We start from the raw sequence: 19,222 nt of genomic DNA on the forward strand, positions 1-19,222 counted from the left end.
TATGGATGATCGTATTGAGGACTATATTCTCAGGCATAGTGACGAAGAAGGGGAGTTATTGAGCCGGCTCAATCGGGAAACCCATGTAAAATTATTAAGACCTCGTATGTTGTCGGGGCATTTGCAGGGGCGTATACTTAAGATGCTCTGTCGGATGATAAAGCCGAAGTATGTTCTTGAGTTAGGTACTTTTACAGGATATTCAGCTTTGTGTATGGCAGAAGGGATTGTTCCTGATGGGGAAATTCATACGATTGAGATAGATGATGAAATAGAGGACTTCACATGTTCTTATTTTGAACAGTCAGAATATAAGGAGCGTATTCGTTTCTATATAGGCGATGCCATGCATATTGTCCCGAGTATTGATCGTGTGTTCGACCTGGTTTTTATTGATGCAGATAAGCGGCATTATGTCGAATATTATGATTTGGTATTTGATAAGGTACGTTCGGGAGGTTTTATTTTGGCCGACAATACTTTATGGGACGGTAAGGTTGTTACCGAACCTCAGTCGAGAGATGCACAGACAGTCGGCATACTTCGTTTTAATGAAATGATTGCTGCAGACAATAGGGTCGAAAAAGTTATTCTGCCTTTACGAGATGGGTTAACTCTGATTTGGAAAAAATAAAATAAGATAAAAAATAGGGTAAATTCATAGAAAGTTCGTATATTGAACTTTGTGAAATTTATACCCTTTTTTTATAGATAGGTTTTTGTTCCTGTTTTAATGGAATATCAAATCTTGAAAAATTTAAAATTGTTATTATGGAAACGACCAGACAAAGTAAAATAAGTCGCTTATTACAGAAAGATTTAAGTGATATATTCTTAAATGAAACCCGGAAGACTCATGGTGTATTGATATCGGTTAGTGTAGTTCGTGTGAGCCCGGATTTAAGTGTGGCAAAAGTGTATCTGAGTATATTCCCTTCAGAAAAAGCACAGGAAATATTAGATTCTATACGATTGAATGCCAGAAATATACGATATGAATTGGCTCAGAGGATAAGGTTCCAGTTACGTAAAACTCCAGAGTTGTCTTTCTTTTTGGATGATTCTCTTGACTATATCGAAAATATTGATATGTTGTTGAAAAAGTAGAGAAAACAAGAAACCAGTAGAAAAATGGGGTTATCATCTACAATTGCATGGCGTTATCTCTTTTCTAAAAAATCACATAGTGCAATTAATATTATTTCTATGGTATCGGTTTGTGGTGTTGCTCTCACTACAATGGCTTTGATTTGTACTTTATCAGTATATAACGGCTTTCAGGAATTGATAGCATCTTTATATTCGACTCTTGACCCAGATATAAAAATTGAACCGATAAAGGGAAAAACGTTTGATATTTCAGATACTCTGTTTACGGATATTTCTAAATGGGAGAATATTGAGGTGTGGTCTCCGGTACTTGAAGAGAATGTTCTGTTAGTGTATAGAGATAAACAAATGCCTGCATTAATGAAAGGGGTATCTGACAATTTCGGACAATTGACAGAAATAGACAAGATTCTATTGGATGGGAATTTTATGCTTCGTGATTCTATTGTAGGTTACGCTACGATAGGAGTTGGTATAGCTAATCAGTTGGAAGCAGGAGCTCGCTTTGTACATCCATTACAATTTTATACTCCTAAGCGAAATGTTCGAGTCAATATGGCCAACCCTGCAGCGTCGTTTAATGAGGGAAATCTTTTTGTTGCAGCGGTTTTCAGTGTCAATCAGCAGGAGTATGACGACCAGATGGTTATTGTCCCTCTTGATTTTGCTCGGAAAATTTTGGATTATACAACCGAGGTCTCAGCAATAGAAATAAAATTGAAACCGGGGGCGGATATATCAGGAATGATATCTCATTTGAAAGAAGTTTTAGGAGAAAACTATACAGTAAAAGACCGTATGATGCAGCAAGAAGATTCTTTTCGAATGATGCAGATTGAGAAATGGATGACTTTTTTGATATTGGCTTTTATTTTAATGATTGCTACTTTTAATGTCATAGGCTCATTGTCAATGTTGATTATCGATAAGAAAGAAAATATCCTTACCTTACAAAGTATGGGTGCAGATGATAGACTTATATCCAAGATATTCCTTACCGAAGGTTGTTTGATTTCAGCGATAGGTGCAGTTATTGGCCTTGTATTAGGTATTACTTTATGTTTATTACAGCAGCATTTCGGGTTATTACGATTGGGAGAGGGGACTGGAGCATTTGTAGTAGACGCTTATCCTGTGGAATTGATGTGGGTTGATGTTATTGCTGTAATGGGTATTGTTTCTCTTTTGGGATTTTTATCAGCGTGGTACCCTGTCAGATATATGCGTTCTAAATTGCTTTAAAGCTTAAGATACCAGCCTTTATTGTTGGGAATAGGATTGAAAAACAGTTCTCTTCATCCCAATTTTATATGTTTCAATACTTTATACAGAAGATAAAAATAGCCGGAATAAACTCCGGCTATTTTTATAAGAAATTATTATTCAAATTTCGAAGATATACGAACAGCAATGTCGTTCATTTCTTCAGGAGATAATTTAAGTTTTGGATTAGTAAAGAACATATCGGATTCCTTATTAATAGGAATTAAGTGAATATGTGTATGTGGCACTTCTAATCCGATAACAGCCATTCCTACACGTTTGCAAGGTATGGCTTTTTCTATAGCCTTTGCTACTTTTTTGGCGAATAAGGAGAAGTCGCTTAATTCTTTGTCATCCATGGCAAAAATATAATCCCCTTCTTTTTTAGGTATAACTAATGTATGACCTTGGGTTATTGGATTGATATCCAGAAAAGCAAAAAAACGGTCGTTTTCGGCCACTTTATAGCAAGGAATTTCTCCGGCTACAATACGACTAAAAATAGTTGGCATGTCGATAAGTTTTTATGTTTATTATAACCAAAGGTACTACAAAAAAGTGAAATATGGAAAAATGAAATAGGTAACTTATTTCTTGAAAACTTGCTTCATTGGACGACCTGTCCAAACTTGAGGCTGTTCTAAACGGAATACATAAGCAATGGTTGCTGCTGTGTCGAATTGCATCATGCTTTCCTGAAATTCTCCACTTTGTTTGATATTTTTTCCTGCAATGATAAACGGTATTTCTACTTCTTCCAGTGTAATACCTCCATGGCCTTTGTTGATTCCTCCATGGTCTGCCGTTAACATGATAATCGTGTCGTCCCAGATTCCAGCATCTTTGATTGCTTGAATAATACGACCGATATATCCGTCCAAAGTATGGAGACAATTATAGTATTCTTGGGTATCATGACCGGATTTGTGTCCGACATGGTCTAATTGGTCGAAACATACAGCTACTAATGCTGGTTTTTTGTCTTTGATATACGTTTCTGCCATTTCGCATAGGGCTTCTGGATAATCATCATAAGAGGGTGCTTGGCCGCGATGGCTTAATGCCAAAGTGTCCACTAAATATTTTATTCCTTCCCATTCGTGTAATACACCGATTTCTGCATTTGGATACTGTTCACGCATAATAGAAAAAATGGTAGGAGATATATTGTGTTCGTTTACAACGCGAGATGGAATTTCAGGCGTTTTAGAACCCCATTTAGTGTATCCGTGAAGTTCTGTTCCTACACCCATAAACATGGATGCCCAGTTGATAGCACTGGCGGAAGGAAAAACACAGCGTTTATGCAAAGTATAAGAACCTTGCTCCATTAAGTTTTTTATATGAGGGATATTTCCTTTTGATACGCTGTATGCTCCCCAGCCATCCAATGCAATCAACACAGTATGCTTAGCACGCCATTTTTTTGCAGAAATTGGAGTTGTTGCTAATAAACAGCAAAATAATAAAAGAATAGTGATGATTCGATTTTTCATATGATATTATAGTTTTTGATATATTATTCGAAATAGAAATAAAGATAAGGATAATACATCAAACTTTATCTTTATTTCTATTTTGTATGGTTAGTGAATACATTTAAGAACTTTTACTTTATCTCCATTGCGAACGCGTAATATTTGTACGGCATTACCTTGCTGCAACTTTATACTCCCTTTTTGTATTCCTGGATTCAGAACTTCGCTTCTGGTTTTTGTTCCGTCAATGGAATAAAGTTCGACGAATGTGGCATTTGAACTCGGTTTTGTCAGTTCTACGACCATTTCTTCGCCTGAGCGAAATACTCTTAACCAATCTCCTTCGATTTCTTCGGAGTCAATAGAGGAGGTGTATCCTTCTGGACCGACTTGTATATAAATGGGTAATCCGTGATTCAATGTCAGTTCGATTACAGTCTGTCCGTTTTCTGGATCGTTGATTTTAAATCCTTCTGCTTCCATATCTGTATACCATTCTCCTTCTAATGTAATACTTGTTTCGGTAGTACCAGGCAACCAGTCTCCAAGGGAAGAACTTTTGGATTGAGGACGTAAATTGGGGTTACATACGGCCAGATGGAGCGAACCGTCAGATTGAGGGCGTTGCATCAATAACATTTCAGACCCTACTGCTTTCACTACGCTCAATTTGGTATCGTCTACTGCTTCAAAGAAAGCATAGGCTGTGATTCCGGCCGGTTTATAAGTCAATGCATGGAATTTATCTGTTTGTGATAAGATTGTATAACGTTCTCCCCCACCATTTGTCAGTTCTGAGGCCAGGTTTTGCATTTTTTCTGCTGTTGTTTGAGGAACCATTACAAATGTATAGTTCTTATCTGTAGGCTTCACTCCATGGTTGATGTATGCTTTCGTCGCAATTGCTGTTGCTGGAGAATCTACATCGGAGCCATCCTCATTCGGACCTTCTTGTTCTCCATATTTTACGACAATATTATCATTTCCTTTAGGGATAAAGTATCCTGTGCCTTTAGGAGTTACTATCCAAGTATCTGTTTCGGATGAAAGTTCTTTATCAGCATCACCTGAGCTCATCATTGTACCGTTTATATTCAAATTGCCCATATCAGAGCCGACTTCTTGGAAAAGATTAGTTGCCGTGACACGGTCGTCTCCATATGACCCGGAAGAACTGATATTGGAGCCCAAGCTAATCAACATGCTGTCAAAGGCATATACCGATTTTTTGAATACCAAGTTAGTAGGAGTGAAACATTGTCCTCCCCAGGTGTCTATTTGGTCGAAATCACAGGCAAACATACCATAGTTCCCCCAAGCTAATGCTCCTGCAAAATCTTTAGTGGCTGTAAATTGGTCAAACCGTTGGGTTGTATTTTGTTTAGGCATCATTTCTCTCCATGAAGTATAATGTACGGTTGTTCCTCCAGGGGCAACATTCCAATCGTAACCGGTAGGAGAGAGAGGTAATCCGGAGTTTGTCAATGCGCCACTATAAACAACTTCCATTGTTCCGTGTGATTGATAACGGCTAAATCGACTGGTACCACTATAAATCTCAGCTCCCCACATTCTTGTTGTTGGGGCACGCATGGTTACAACCCAATCGTTACCTCGATAAACTCCAATTGGACTATAATTGAATTGGTAAAAACCTGTATAATCGGCTTCAGGTGCGTTGTATTTATCGCTCAGTAAGAAGTAGTTGTATGCAGAAGTCAATTCTGTATCTTCCATCCCGAAAATGTCTGTCCCGATTTCAATGAACTTTTCTAAATAAGCTTTAGAGAATTGATTCACATGACCTCCATCTAATGGGTGACGGCCACTCAAACTGTTTGCATAATAATTGGAGCCAGTATTGGAACGATTACTCATTATATAACAAGCCAAAACGGCTTTCTTCATATAATTGTATGCTGTTTCTGATATACGGAATGCTGTCCCTTTCAAATTATAGACGGCATCGGTCCATCCGTTATATGCATACATGTAGTTATTATAATGTGTACCATGATGGAACCCTACACCATCCGGTTTTACCGTGTCGTATCCTCCGGATACAGGCGCTACTATCCGTTCCATAAACCGGGACATTGCTTTTAGTTCTCGAACAGCAATTTTTGTATCTGGCTGGTAGGCTGCATATGATAAGAAATGAGATAAATAATTGTACATGATATCCGAACTGAATTCTGTAGATAGATAATCTGTGTCGGCATAAGCCCATCCGGCTTCAGATATCCAGCGAACCATTTTTAATATCTCAGTCTGCTGTTCTTCTGTAGATTTTGGGAGGAGATTTAACAGTAATTGAGGATATTCACGAACTACGCTATAATTATTTGAAGGTAATTGAGGGTATTGGTACATTACACCTTGGTCTATGACTAAGTCCAGAAAGTCTCGGAATAATTCAGAATCTCCATCTGTCGAAGATGCAGCTAAGGCATTTAACTGAATTAGCAATTCGCGTTGTTTGGTCGTTGTTAAATCTGTAGAACTCGTAATAATCGAATTTCCTTTGATTGAGCCGTCAGCGTTTCTAACGATATCAAGTGTTCCAACATAATTTCTTACATCTCTTAAAACTCGTGGAGTTTCGGCTGGTGTAGGTGTGTAAGGATATTTTCCTTTAATAGAAGTAATATCATTCAGCTCTTCTTGCGTCGGCGTTGTCAGTTCGATATCCGGTTCAAAAGCGTAAATCTGCAGCAGGTCTTTACAACCATCTTGTATATATTGTACATCTTTTACCATTAAATCCATTGCCTGACGGCTGCTGTTGGTCGAACCTTTGAAGTTTACGTCATCGAAAAAAAGTTTTTGAGGGGAGGATAGAGCTGTATTATCCAATGTGAAACGAACGTAAGCAAGAGTTTTTGCTACCTTTGATTTAAAATCGTATCCGTAGGCTCTATTAAATTCTCTCCATCCTTTAAAATTGATGGTAACGTTAGCTGTATGTTGTACTTCTTTGCTTCCGTTTAAAAATTCCACAGTTAGTGGAGATTCTGTAGCTTGGAGACTGTAAATGTCAAATATGGAAGCGTAGCTTACTGACGTTCTGAAGGATGTAAAGTTGATAAGCATTGACGCTTTTTGTCCTGCAGGGACTTCCCAACATAGTGATTGTGTTCCTTCTGTCATATGTTCGGTACTTAGAGTGAGTGTACCTTGTTCTGCTACCCATTGGGAGGGAACCGTCTCATCTTCAAATGTAAAGGAGTGTTGTGAAGAGGCTGTTATCCATCCTCCTAACAATAACATTCCTGTCAATACTAATTTTTTCATATGTTTTTTCTTTAATGGAATTAAAAAGGGTATACCTGAGGTAGTGAGTTACTGCTTACAAAACGGATTGCCATTTACTAAAACAGATTGCACAACTTCCGGAATACCCTTTTACTAAGTTTGTATTAAAAGTAGTTAGCGGGGATTTTGTTCAAAACCACACGATTGTACTTCTTGTATAGGAAGTGGCATCCAGTAGTATGCCTCTTTGCTTTTAGCTGCAATACCGTTTTTTTCGATAGCCGCTTTCACGCGAGGGTTGTACATGTTGGCTTCTAATACTTTTTCTGTACGTACCAGGTGGAACCAGCGCTTGAATTCAGCAAAAAATTCCCATCCACGTTCATCGAAAACAGCTTTGTCGAAATCTTCCGGAGATAAATTGGCAGCTTCTGTATAAGTTCCGCCATTTGCAGCACGCTTACGAATGTCATTCAGACATTGATAGGCCAATGCGTTGGGACTGCCGTCTGCTTTATTTTGGGCTTCGGCATACATCAGCAATATATCGGCATATCGGTAAATGGGCGTGATGCCGTTTGTCTGAGCAGTCATAATCACTTTCCCATTTGCATCCAGCGGAGTATAGTCTCTATACTTATTAATTGCCGGTGAACGCATAGAAGTCCGTTTATAATTTAAAGGACGAGGTGTACCTTCGACTTTAAAATTTGCGATGAAGTTGAAGCTTTTTCGTGTATCGTTTGGATAACGTTCATAGAAGCAGGAATCCGCTAAATAGTCACTCCATGCAGACGAACTTTCTTCTGTAGCGTAGTATGAACGACCATAGTTACTTGCCGTCCCATTATTCGAATCATGATTCAAGGCAAAGATGTGTTCTGTATCATCAGATTTGTTTGCCTCTTTCCATAAATTTTCGTAGGGTTGTACTAATGTATAAGTTTTTGTATCTGTATGGTCAATTACTTCTTTGGCTTTATCCCGAGCCAAAACATAATAATCGTGTCCACGTTTTAGAGGCCAACCCGCCATAGTCAGATATACATCTGTCAAGCAAGCTTTTGCAGCTGCCCGGCTGGCACGTGAATTATCGTTGGTACGAGCCCTTTCAGGGAGCATTGTTTCGGCAGCAATCAAATCGGGAACAATAATTTTATCATAAATATCTGCTACACTTGCTCGTATGATTGAACCTGAAGCATTGCCATACATATCTTCATTGCAATCCGGATCTAAAATTGCCGGTACCGGGCCGAAGTAGCGTACTAAATTGAAATAAGCGAAAGCTCGCATAAAATGAGCTTCACCCAAGTATGGATTTTTTACTTCATCGGAGACATCTTCAGACTTGACCACGTCTCTCAACATCGAATTAGCCGAACGGATTACAGCATACATGTTTTGCCACATTAATTCTACATCGGCATCATGCTGTGCGTTAGTAACATTTAGCTGGTCAACAAATGTATAACGTTTTGTCATAGTTCCGGTTACTATATCATCGGCTCCTACTCCTAATATTTGTGAGCGGCAATTATAAGCATAGTTCTCGAACCATAAATCGTTATATAAACCATTGGCCATGATTTCGATGGTCTTTTGGTCATAAACCATGGTTTCCGGAGTCAGGAAACTTCTGGGTTCCTGCATTAGGTCTACACATCCGCATAGCAACATGCTTACTGAGCAGGATGCAATTAATATTTGTTTCTTCATTATTTTCATATAGATTAGAATGAGAGATTTAAACCAACTAAATAATTACGACCATTGGGATAATATCCCCAGTCGATACCGGAAGTCAATGACTTTTGTAAAGTAACTTCCGGGTCCATACCGGAGTATCCTGTGAATAAAAATGGATTTTGCAGAGAAACATAGACTCTTAATCGGTTGATGGTGGCTTTCTTCATCCAATTTTCCGGGAAAGTATAACCTAATGTAATACTTTTGACTTTTACAAAACTTCCATTTTCTACGTATTGAGAAGAGGGAGTTAAGGCGTTTCTATTGCCAATAAAACCTGCAACTCCTGTATTTTTATCATTTTCCGGAGTCCATCGGTTTTCCCATTCCGGAGTCGGGCTTAATACAATTGAACCATTTGTAGAAAGGCGTGCTTCGCGGGTATAATTGTAAATGTCGAAACCGTGTACTCCAATTACGAATAAGCTAAAATCGAAACCTTTATAGCTCAACGCATTATTCCAGCTCCATTGGAAACTTGGCTGTCCGTTTCCGATAATTTCACGGTCATTTTCGTCGATTACTCCGTTATTGTCTTTATCCTTGTATTTATAAGAACCTGCCTCTGTTCCTACTGGGGCCAAACCTGCATTTACTTCTTCCGAAGTCCATACGCCTTCATTTCTATATCCCCACATTGTTGCTATTTTTTCACCAACTATGTTTCTGAAATATTTGTTTTCATAGTTACCGGATAAGTCGGCATAACTGTTTCCGTCTGCTAATTCTTTTACTTTACCTATGTTTCTTGACAAGGTGACAGATGTATTCCACCGGAAGTTTTTAGTTACTACGGGATCTGCACCTAAAGTTATTTCGAACCCTTTATTCGTTACTGTACCGGCATTCGCGTATCGACTGGTAAATCCGGTATAGATAGGCATATTTACATATAACAATACATCTTTGGTCTCTTTTGTATAATAATCTACTGATGCAGTCAACCGATTATTGAAAAAGCCTAAATCCAGACCGTAGTTAAATTGGCTGGTTCTTTCCCATCTTACATCACGGTTGGCCAGCCGTTCAGTGACGAAGCTCAAATTACCGTCTTTATCTTTTTCTGCCGTGATTTGTGTCCAAGCCAGATAATCTTGACCGGAAGGCATTGTTTGGTTACCATTTTCTCCGTATCCGAAACGTAGTTTGAACTGATCCATGAAATCAACTTGTTGCATGAATTTTTCTTTCTTGATATCCCAAGCTAAAGCCATAGCCCAGAAATTTTCCCAACGGTTGTCTTTTGCCAAAGCGGAGGAACCGTCACGACGCCAAGATGCCGTTACCATATAACGATTCTTGAATACGTAGTTGGCACGTAATAAGTAAGAAAGCATGGTAGTAATGTCTCTTTCCGATTCGACTGTATGAAGAGAAGACATACCCAAAGCGTCATAACCCAATTTCTCAGAAATCAAGTCTCGGCCAAATCCTCTCAAGTAATAATTATTTGCATATTGTTGTTCTAATACGGCTGTTGCATTGATACGATGATCTTCATTGAATTCTCGTATATAAGACAGGATATTCGTATTTATCCAGCTATAATTGTGGTAACTGCGTGCATCTGCAGATGTTTGTTGTCCATATGACTGGTAGTATTCATAACTGCCTGTTCCATACAAGTTTTGGGTGTTTCGATTATAGAATGTGAAACCCTGTGTCATACGGAAATTCAGTCCTTTGGCCAATTTCACATCTACATATCCTTGTAACCGAGATGTATAGATGTATCCATCATTTTGGGGCGTATCCACAAAGATAGAGGGGTTATATTGAGGGCTAATCAAATTGTTCGTCCGATAGTCCCCGTTTTCGTCTGTCGGAGATAAAGTGTTCGGATAAGTTAATGCGCCAATGAGCAAATTGTTGTATTGAGAAAAGCGAATAGAGGAACTTTTTTGGTAGTCACCCCAGAAATTCAAACCGACTTTCAACCATTTGCGAATATCGGTATCAACTTTCAAACGGTAATTGAAACGTTTTCCCCAAGAATTATTAACAATTCCCTGATTGTCATTATAGCTACCTGAAAATAGAAATTTCGTTTTCTCACTTCCTCCAGAAATTGAAAGTTCGTGAGTATGTTCTATAGACATATTTCGGAAAACTTTATCTATATAGTCATATCCGCCATTTTGATAGAATTCCTGGATTTGTTCCGGTGTATAAAATTCAGACATGGAAGACCCTGTCGATGCGTTAATTTCATTAACATAATCATTTGCTAACTCGGCAAACTGACCGGCAGACATCATTTCCGGTAACTCATATGGTGTTTTGAAATTGATATAACCATTATATTCCACATTGACTTTTCCGCTTTCCGGATTTTTAGTGGTAATCAAGATGACACCGGCAGAACCTTTTGATCCATAAATAGCTGTGGCGGAAGCGTCTTTCAGGACTTCGACAGAAGCAATGTCTGAGGGATTTAAAGATGAAAGAGAACCGCCCATCAAACCGTCGATAACAATTAGTGGACCACTTTCCGAGGCTAATGAGTTGGAACCACGAACACGAATGGTTGCACTGGAGCCGGGTTGACCGGAAGAGGACATGATACTTACACCGGCAAGACGACCTTGTAGGGCATTGGTGATATCAGATACAGGAGTTCCTTTCAATGCATCTGCGGCTTTTACGGAAGCGACAGCACCCGTTAAGTCTGATTTGCGTTGTACACCGTAACCTACTACTACAACTTCATCCAATGTTTGAGTATCTTCATCTAATGTAATGGGAAAATGTGTTTTTCCATCCAATTTAAATTCTTGTGTTTTGTAACCAATGTAAGAAATTTGGATAGTTGCATCTTTGGCTACATTGTTTAGTCTGAAGTTTCCGTCCAAGTCGGTAATTGTTCCATTTGTTGTTCCTTTTACCAAAACAGAAGCTCCAATGACTGGTTCATTCCCTTTATCCAAGACTCTACCTGTTATTTGCTGATTCTGTGCGTATATCGGTAACGAACAGAAACAAGTAATGATAAACAGGTTAAGCAACCGGTAAATCCACAAAAAAGTATTTTTCATAATTTATATTTTAAGATATTTATAAAAATAATAAAAGGGCATACATCGTTTTGATGTGCACCCTTTTATTAATATCTAATTATTTAACGATTGTCTTATAGGCAGCATTACCCACTTTGACCAAGTATAATCCATTTCCTGCTACCGAAATTGTATTGCTTCCTGCATTGATGGTTACGGTTTTGATGAGTGAACCTGTCATATCATATACAAAGGCGTTTGTCATTTCTTCTGTTTCGACAATGATAGCTCCGGCTATTCCGTATACAATAGCTGAACGATTGTCAAGTACAACATTTTCGATATCAGAAGTTGTTTTTGCTCCTTGGTAAGCTCCTAAGCTGATTTTTCCATCTTCTACGCGTATATTCCCAGCTAAATCTTTCTGATATGCAGCAACTGCTTCGTCATGAATTTCCGTACCGTCGATATAACCTACATATAGTTCTGGATAGGCATCGTAACCGTCATAATTCCAAAGCCCGGCATTTATAGCTGGAGATGAAGCTGCCAAAGAGAAATCAGCATTAGCGGCTTCTTCGTTTGTAACCAATCCTGCAGTCAAAGTCGGATTTACAAAAGATGAAGCATCTATTCCAGAAATATAGTAGTCTGCGTATGCATTATCGTTGGCTATGGTTATATCTGTTTCTGCGATACCGTTATATATAAATTCTATGTTTGATTCAGAATCGGCTGTGAATACAGTATTACCTTCTGTCGGTGTATTATTAACGAAGATATTGTTGATATAATCGCCCATACTCTTTGTTGCTGCACCTACAGAACCAATATTGTTTACAACGGTATTATTGATCATGTGTCCAGCAACATAGATATTCAGGCGATTAGATTTATTATTATGAATCAAACAGTTTACCAGTTTCATAGAACCGCCATTCAGTGCAATAATGGCATTTTTACTATCGGCAGTAGCTGCAGCTGTATTTTCATTGTTACGGATGATGCAGTTGGTGATAGCGACAGCACTGGCAGAATTACCGGTAAATACGACACCTTCTCCTACTGTATTGGCTGCTGTTGCACACTTGTTGTTTTCGAACAAACAGTGGTCTACTAATACAGGGGTGCTGGCTCCGTCATTTTTGAATGCCAAGCAATAATTGGTATTTCCATCGAATGTACAATTTTTTACGTAGCTACGGCCATTTCCTTCTGCGTAGTTATACAGGTGTAAGGAAGAACCATCTTTATTATTTTTAAATGTAACGTTTTCTACATTGTTTATTTTCTTGAAGGTGGCTGAGGCACAAACACGGACAGCATAAAATTTAGTTTTATCACTTCCAAGTGAGTAACAACCTTCTACCAGGCAGTCTTTCATCAAACCATTACCTTCGAAATAAACAATAATTTCAGTACCGCCACAGTTTTTGACAATACAATTTTGCATGGTTACACCTGTTTGTAAGAAAAGCAGTTTACCGTTGCTTGTTGCCATATCAGAGAANCCCACCCATTCGTCTGTTGTATTTGAGCGACCGAAAGGACGTTGAGACAATGTTACTCCTTCAGTCGTGAAAATTGTAGGATTGGCAAACTCATAAGGTTTATTTACAGCATCTGGGCGAATACGAGCATCTATACTGGCATCTCCTTTTTGGAAACTACCGTATACATTTACTTGGTCTTTCATGTCTACTAAAAGAGCAGAACCATCTGTCATAACATATGTCCCTCCAGCTATCCAAATTTCATCACCGGCATTAGCTAAAGTATAAGCTTTCTGAATATCTGCAACTGCATTGTCCCATGTAGAGCCGTCGTTGCTATTGTTGCCGTCTGTAGCAACATAGACAACCTTTGCCGAAAGGCTTGTTGCCAAGAATAGAGCACTGGCAATTGTAAAAAACTTTTTCATATACATGTGTTTAAGTAAGTAATATTATGAAATTGATTGTTTTCGATGTATCGGAATGTTTTTCCTCAAACAAGTGTGAGTATTTATATCATAAAGGTCCAGACAAGAAATTTATGGAGAAAGAAGGGGAGGACTATGATTGCCCCCCTCTTCTTCTTTCCAGTTTTATTTTCTTTCTAACGTTGTCATTATTTTACCAGGACTTTAAATGTCTGTACATGGTTGGGAGAAACTGCTTTCACAGTATAGAATCCCGGGGCCACTGTACGTGCTGTAGTTCCATTTATGTTGTTAAGTTGGTCTACCAATGCACCATTCATGTTATAGATATTGACATTTGTATTTTCTGAAGTGCTGATTTGAATAGAACCATTCAGAGCATATACCCGTACATTGTTGTTGACAGTATTTGCTTCTATACTTGAAGGTACAGCTTCGTTGAGTGCGAAATTGTCGAACCAATGTGATACCGGGAGTGTATAATCGTCAGGTAAACCGGTATTGTTTGTCCCTTTGATATTGGGGCGGATAATTAAACGTACCAACATATTTTCTTCGATTTTTACCGGTTGACTATATTCTGTCCATTCTGTGGTTGCGTTGAATACTTTCAACCCATGGCCAGTGTTAGTATCGGGTTCATATACATCTCCGTTTTCACCTGTTACCGCCATAAATGTTTCGGAATCGGTGTAAACGTATACATCTACACGAATAGGTGCCCCTTCTTGGGAAGCTTTGGCTGCAAAGTCAAATGTGTAGTCCCCTTCGGGTACTTCATAAATATCCATGGCCATGTATTGGTCCATTCTTGGATAACTTGCAGCTTTGACGGTTTCCAATTTCATAGACCGTTTGCCTTCGAAAGCATCTTCTTCGTCAATAGAGAGATTCATTTCTCCGCCACGTTTATTGACAACGACCCATTGACCACTGCGTGCTCCAGGTGCAGGTTCTGCGGCTACCATAATCGGGAGTAGTGTATTTGATTCGAAACTGGGGTTTTGAATTTCGGTATATGTGTCTATCGGCTCAAAAATGACGTTGTCTATTTCTAACGTAGAATTTGCAGTTTCATTCCACATTATGAGATAAGCATTTTTCCATAGTTCTTCATTGGTAACTTCCTGAATGTAATTGGCGATACTTTCGTTTGCTTCTTCTTCAGTAGTAGTTCCAGATGTCGGACTCCAGATTGTTGTAGCCATTTTGGAAAGATCAAAGACATATTCCATCAATTGCCAATCTGTTGTTGCTGTAAAGTCGGGTGTCGTTCCGCTTGATTTGGGATGATCTGCCGGAACAAATCCATCCAGTAAAGCATAGCCTGTGCATTTTTCTGCATCTTTTTCTTTCAGGGCGATGTTTAGCTTTCCTTTTGCACCACTATTGGAGCGAACATAGAAACTCAGACGATAAGTCATAGGCTGTAGCTTTACACCTATACGTTGTATCAGGTTGTGTCCCCACCAGCTACTAATAGGCGATTTGTTTACCAAAGCGGCCACTTTCCCGTGAGAGTCTCCTGAATCTTGAATTTTTGCACTTGAAGCATATGGGTCAACACCATCTTTATCCTCGTTATAGAAATACCAATGGCCGATATCTCCTAAAAATTTACCTTTGTTCAGAGTTCTCCAGTTTTGGATTTCGTCCACGTCAAGTTCAAAGCCTCCGTCTTTTAAGAAGTCTCCTTCATCTGTTACTTCTACGTAAGCCGGAAATTCAGGATCTTCGGGAACTGTCGGAGTTGGGTCTGGTTTTGGGTCCGGTTCTTCACCATCAGGTGTTGTTTCGGGATTTACAGGGATTAACCGTACGTTATCGATTAGAAAAGCTCCTGTCTTGGCATTTGTCCCGAAAACTACGCGTACGTCTGCCAAATCTGAATCTGTAGTTGCTGTTTTGGCCCAATCAGCTACAGATTTTGGTGCATTTATATTATTACATTGGTATGTAAAGTCGAAATCTGCAGTGAAAGTTTGCCATTCGGATGTCCCGGCAAAATCGTAACGAGCACCGGACGCTGCAGAAGTTCCCTCTTTGTCGTCGAAATCGGTTTTCAATGCATATGTATTGCCCCCTCCCAAATAAATCCATGCTGAAATATTTGTATTGCCACTGACGTTTTTAGCATCGAAGACCAATTGGAATTTTTCCGCTTTCAATGGATATTGTACATTTTGCATCAAATAAGCTTTGTACCAACTTACGGAACTGGAACCGGTAATTTCTACTACATTTTTGTAAGTATCGTCTTCATGTTTCAATACCCCAGTAAAAGCATCGGTACCATTTTGACCATAAATGGCCCAGTCTCCTTTCTCCGGTGTTGCTGCACTGGTAAATCTTTCCAAAGTTTTATCACTTGCTTCAAAATCACCGTTTGATAGCCAGTTGAATTGAGCAGAGGCACCCAATGATGTCACAAGTAATGACATAAGAAGTAATCTCTTTTTCATAATATGTAATCTAAAAGTTAATGTAAAAAAGTATCGCTACAAATGTCCTATTTTGCGAAAATATTATTGTGTAAAATCGTTCGGAAATTGGCTAAAAACATCCATTTCTTGTAGGTGCCTCAATTTGTTTTTGATTAACTCCAATTTTGGANGTCAAAAATCACATCTATTTTATTTTAACTTTTTAAATTATGAAAAATATTCTTTGTCTTTTAAGTTTATCGTTGTTTGCGGCAATAGGATGTTCGTCTTCCAAGGAACGTCAAGTCGATTTCATCGAAGATAATATTGCTAATGCCGTGGCTCAAGAAACACTTCAGACTGACATTATCGAAAAGTCTGGTAAGATTCTCAATCCGAGAACTATCGATGAAAATGGGAACATCAAGTATATTCCTATTGATGATTGGTGCAGTGGATTTTTCCCCGGTAATATTTGGTATACATACAAATTGACTGGAGATGCCAAATGGCTACCTTTAGCTCGGAAATATACAGAAGCATTAGACTCGGTCAAATACTTGAAATGGCATCATGATGTGGGATTTATGATAGGATGCAGTTATTTGAATGGGTTGCGTATAGCAAATATACCTGAATATAAGGATGTAGTTGTGGAAACAGCGCGTTCGCTTTCTACTCGTTTCCGTCCGGGAGCTGGTGTTATTCAATCATGGGATGCTGACCGTGGATGGCAGAGCCAAAGAGGATGGGCATGCCCAGTAATTATTGATAACATGATGAATCTTGAATTGATGTTTGAAGCGAGCCTTTTGTCTGGGGATTCTACGTTTTATAATATAGCTGTGAGCCATGCTGATGTAACGATGGCTAATCATTTTAGAGAAGATAACAGCTGTTACCATGTGGTGGATTATGATCCGGAGACTGGAGCAGTACGGAGTAAACAGACAGCCCAGGGATATGCAGATGAGTCTTCATGGGCGAGGGGACAAGCTTGGGCATTGTATGGTTATACAATGTGCTATCGTTATACAAAAGACAAGAGATATCTGGAACATGCCCAGAAGATTTATGATTTTATTTTTGGTAATAAAAACCTTCCGGAAGATTTGGTGCCTTATTGGGATTATGATGCCCCCAATATCCCGAATGAGCCTCGTGATGCTTCTGCTGCCGCTTGTACAGCTTCCGCTTTGTATGAATTGAGCACTTATGTCCCGGAAAAGAATTATAAGGAAGTTGCCGATAAGATTATGTATAGTTTAGGTTCTCCGGCTTATCGTGCTGAAATTGGGACAAATGGGAACTTTATCTTGATGCATTCGGTGGGTAGTATACCTCATGGAAGTGAAATTGATGTACCGTTGAATTATGCTGATTATTACTTTTTGGAAGGGTTGATACGAAAAAGAGAACTGGAAAAGAAGTGAGAAAATATGAAAAGTTCAGTGAATTTGTTATTAGGAGGAGTAGGGTTATTTTCTCTGTCTGGATGTAGTATTTCCCAGACAGAGAAAATGACTTATCCTAATATTATTTATGTATTTCCTGATCAGTATAGAAATCAGGCCATGGGTTTTTGGAGCCAGGAAGGATTTCGGGATAAAGTAAACTTCAGAGGAGATCCGGTGCATACTCCTGTGTTGGACCAATTTGCACGAGAATCGGTCGTACTGACTTCTGCACAAAGTAATTGCCCGCTTAGTAGTCCCCATCGAGGAATGTTACTTACAGGAATGTATGCAAATAAGAGCGGTGTCCCTTTAAACTGCAATTCTAATCGTCCGATTAGTTCTTTGAGAGAAGATGCTGAATGTATCGGAGACGTTTTTCGCAAGTCTGGGTATGAATGTGCTTATTTCGGTAAGCTTCATGTCGATTTTCCTACACCGAATGATCCAGAACGTCCAGGCCAATATGTAGAAGAACAGAATCCTGTGTGGGATGCTTATACACCGGAGGAACGAAGACATGGTTTTAATTATTGGTATTCTTACGGGACGTTTGATGAACATAAAAATCCGCATTATTGGGATACGGACGGAGTACGTCATGAACCAAAGATGTGGTCTCCATTGCATGAGGCTGAGAAAGTTGTATCTTATTTAAAGAATGAAGGGAATGTTCGCGATACGAAGAAACCTTTTTTTATTATGGTAGGTATGAATCCCCCACATAGCCCTTACCGTTCGTTGGATGATTGCATGGAAGAAGACTTCAATCTATACAAAGATGTACCATTAGACAGTCTTCTGGTTCGCCCGAACGCTGATACCAAGATGGAGAAGGCTATTTGTGCCCGTTACTACTTTGCTTCTGTGTCTGGGGTTGACAGAGCTTTTGGCCAGATACTGGCGGCTCTGAAAGACCTTGGATTGGACAAGAATACCATTGTTGTTTTTGCGTCAGACCATGGTGAAACATTATGTAGCCAAGGGACGAATGATCCAAAGAATTCTCCTTATTCCGAATCTATGAATGTACCTTTTCTTGTACGTTATCCGGATAAACTCGTTCCTCGAGTAGATAATCTGATGCTTTCTTCTCCAGATATTATGCCTACGTTACTGGGTTTATGCGGTCTGTCAGATTCCATTCCCGAAGAGGTACAAGGACGTAACTTCGCTCCACTGTTTTTTGATGAAAATGCAGATATCGAACGTCCTGTATCAGCTTTGTATATTCAAAATTTGGATGGAGAAAAAGATAGCGAAGGAAAGGTTGTCTCTTATTTCCCTTCATCGAGAGGTATCAAAACTGCACAATATACTATGGCTCTTTATATAGATCGTGATAGTAAGAAGCTGGTCAGAAGCTTATTATTTGATGATGTAAATGATCCTTATCAAATGCATAATTTGTCATTGGAAGAACATCCCGAAATTGTAAAGCAATTATATCAAGAGATGGGTAATTTATTGAAAGGGATAGATGACCCTTGGTATAAGGAGCGGATTTTATCAGATAGGATTCCTTATTAAGTAGATAGTGCAAAAGAAATAAAAAAAAGTCCAACCGATTTCT

At 38.9% G+C, this 19,222-nt stretch carries 12 protein-coding genes; 5 read left to right on the plus strand and 7 right to left on the minus strand.

What is annotated here, in order from left to right; genetic code table 11:
* Position 1: 1 nt before the first annotated feature.
* The 3 genes from BN2628_RS11350 (at position 2) to BN2628_RS11360 (ending at position 2,352) form a co-directional block, all read left to right on the plus strand.
* Positions 2-634 carry an O-methyltransferase gene (locus BN2628_RS11350; protein ID WP_044226760.1) on the plus strand — a complete coding sequence of 211 codons (633 nt, stop codon included), beginning with the start codon at positions 2-4 and terminating at the stop codon, positions 632-634.
* Positions 635-771: 137 nt separating this feature from the next.
* Positions 772-1,107, plus strand: a complete 336-nt coding sequence (gene rbfA, locus BN2628_RS11355) for a 30S ribosome-binding factor RbfA (protein ID WP_021929804.1) — start codon at positions 772-774, stop codon at positions 1,105-1,107.
* Positions 1,108-1,131: 24 nt separating this feature from the next.
* Entirely contained in the window at positions 1,132-2,352 is a 1,221-nt protein-coding gene (locus BN2628_RS11360) for an FtsX-like permease family protein (protein WP_044226763.1), read from the plus strand.
* Between the two features lie 137 nt (positions 2,353-2,489).
* Here BN2628_RS11360 and BN2628_RS11365 read toward each other — a convergent pair whose 3' ends face one another.
* The 7 genes from BN2628_RS11365 to BN2628_RS11395 form a co-directional block, all read right to left on the minus strand.
* Entirely contained in the window at positions 2,490-2,885 is a 396-nt protein-coding gene (locus BN2628_RS11365; RefSeq protein ID WP_021929806.1) for an HIT family protein, read from the minus strand.
* Between the two features lie 75 nt (positions 2,886-2,960).
* Positions 2,961-3,869: an alkaline phosphatase family protein gene (locus BN2628_RS11370; RefSeq protein WP_055097319.1), complete on the minus strand. Its 909-nt coding sequence runs from the start codon at positions 3,867-3,869 to the stop codon at positions 2,961-2,963.
* A 90-nt stretch (positions 3,870-3,959) separates the two neighbouring features.
* Positions 3,960-7,145: a chondroitinase family polysaccharide lyase gene (locus BN2628_RS11375; RefSeq protein WP_052431428.1), complete on the minus strand. Its 3,186-nt coding sequence runs from the start codon at positions 7,143-7,145 to the stop codon at positions 3,960-3,962.
* Between the two features lie 135 nt (positions 7,146-7,280).
* Positions 7,281-8,825, minus strand: a complete 1,545-nt coding sequence (locus BN2628_RS11380) for a RagB/SusD family nutrient uptake outer membrane protein (protein WP_021929809.1) — start codon at positions 8,823-8,825, stop codon at positions 7,281-7,283.
* Between the two features lie 14 nt (positions 8,826-8,839).
* Positions 8,840-11,890: a SusC/RagA family TonB-linked outer membrane protein gene (locus tag BN2628_RS11385; RefSeq protein WP_044226766.1), complete on the minus strand. Its 3,051-nt coding sequence runs from the start codon at positions 11,888-11,890 to the stop codon at positions 8,840-8,842.
* A 79-nt stretch (positions 11,891-11,969) separates the two neighbouring features.
* Complete coding sequence (locus BN2628_RS11390; protein ID WP_257606473.1) at positions 11,970-13,772, minus strand: right-handed parallel beta-helix repeat-containing protein; 1,803 nt, start codon at positions 13,770-13,772, stop codon at positions 11,970-11,972.
* Positions 13,773-13,960: 188 nt separating this feature from the next.
* Complete coding sequence (locus BN2628_RS11395) at positions 13,961-16,234, minus strand: DUF4627 domain-containing protein (RefSeq protein ID WP_044226773.1); 2,274 nt, start codon at positions 16,232-16,234, stop codon at positions 13,961-13,963.
* A 191-nt stretch (positions 16,235-16,425) separates the two neighbouring features.
* Between BN2628_RS11395 and BN2628_RS11400 the strand changes: the two genes are divergently transcribed.
* Positions 16,426-17,628 carry a glycoside hydrolase family 88 protein gene (locus BN2628_RS11400; protein WP_055097323.1) on the plus strand — a complete coding sequence of 401 codons (1,203 nt, stop codon included), beginning with the start codon at positions 16,426-16,428 and terminating at the stop codon, positions 17,626-17,628.
* 6 nt (positions 17,629-17,634) lie between these two features.
* On the plus strand, positions 17,635-19,179 hold the full coding sequence (locus BN2628_RS11405) for a sulfatase family protein (RefSeq protein ID WP_044226778.1): 1,545 nt from the start codon (positions 17,635-17,637) through the stop codon (positions 19,177-19,179).
* The last annotated feature ends 43 nt before the right edge of the window (positions 19,180-19,222 follow it).

It is taken from the genome of Gabonia massiliensis (genome assembly GCF_001403595.1).
In the GTDB taxonomy this organism is placed as follows: Bacteria; Bacteroidota; Bacteroidia; order Bacteroidales; family Coprobacteraceae; genus Coprobacter; species Coprobacter secundus.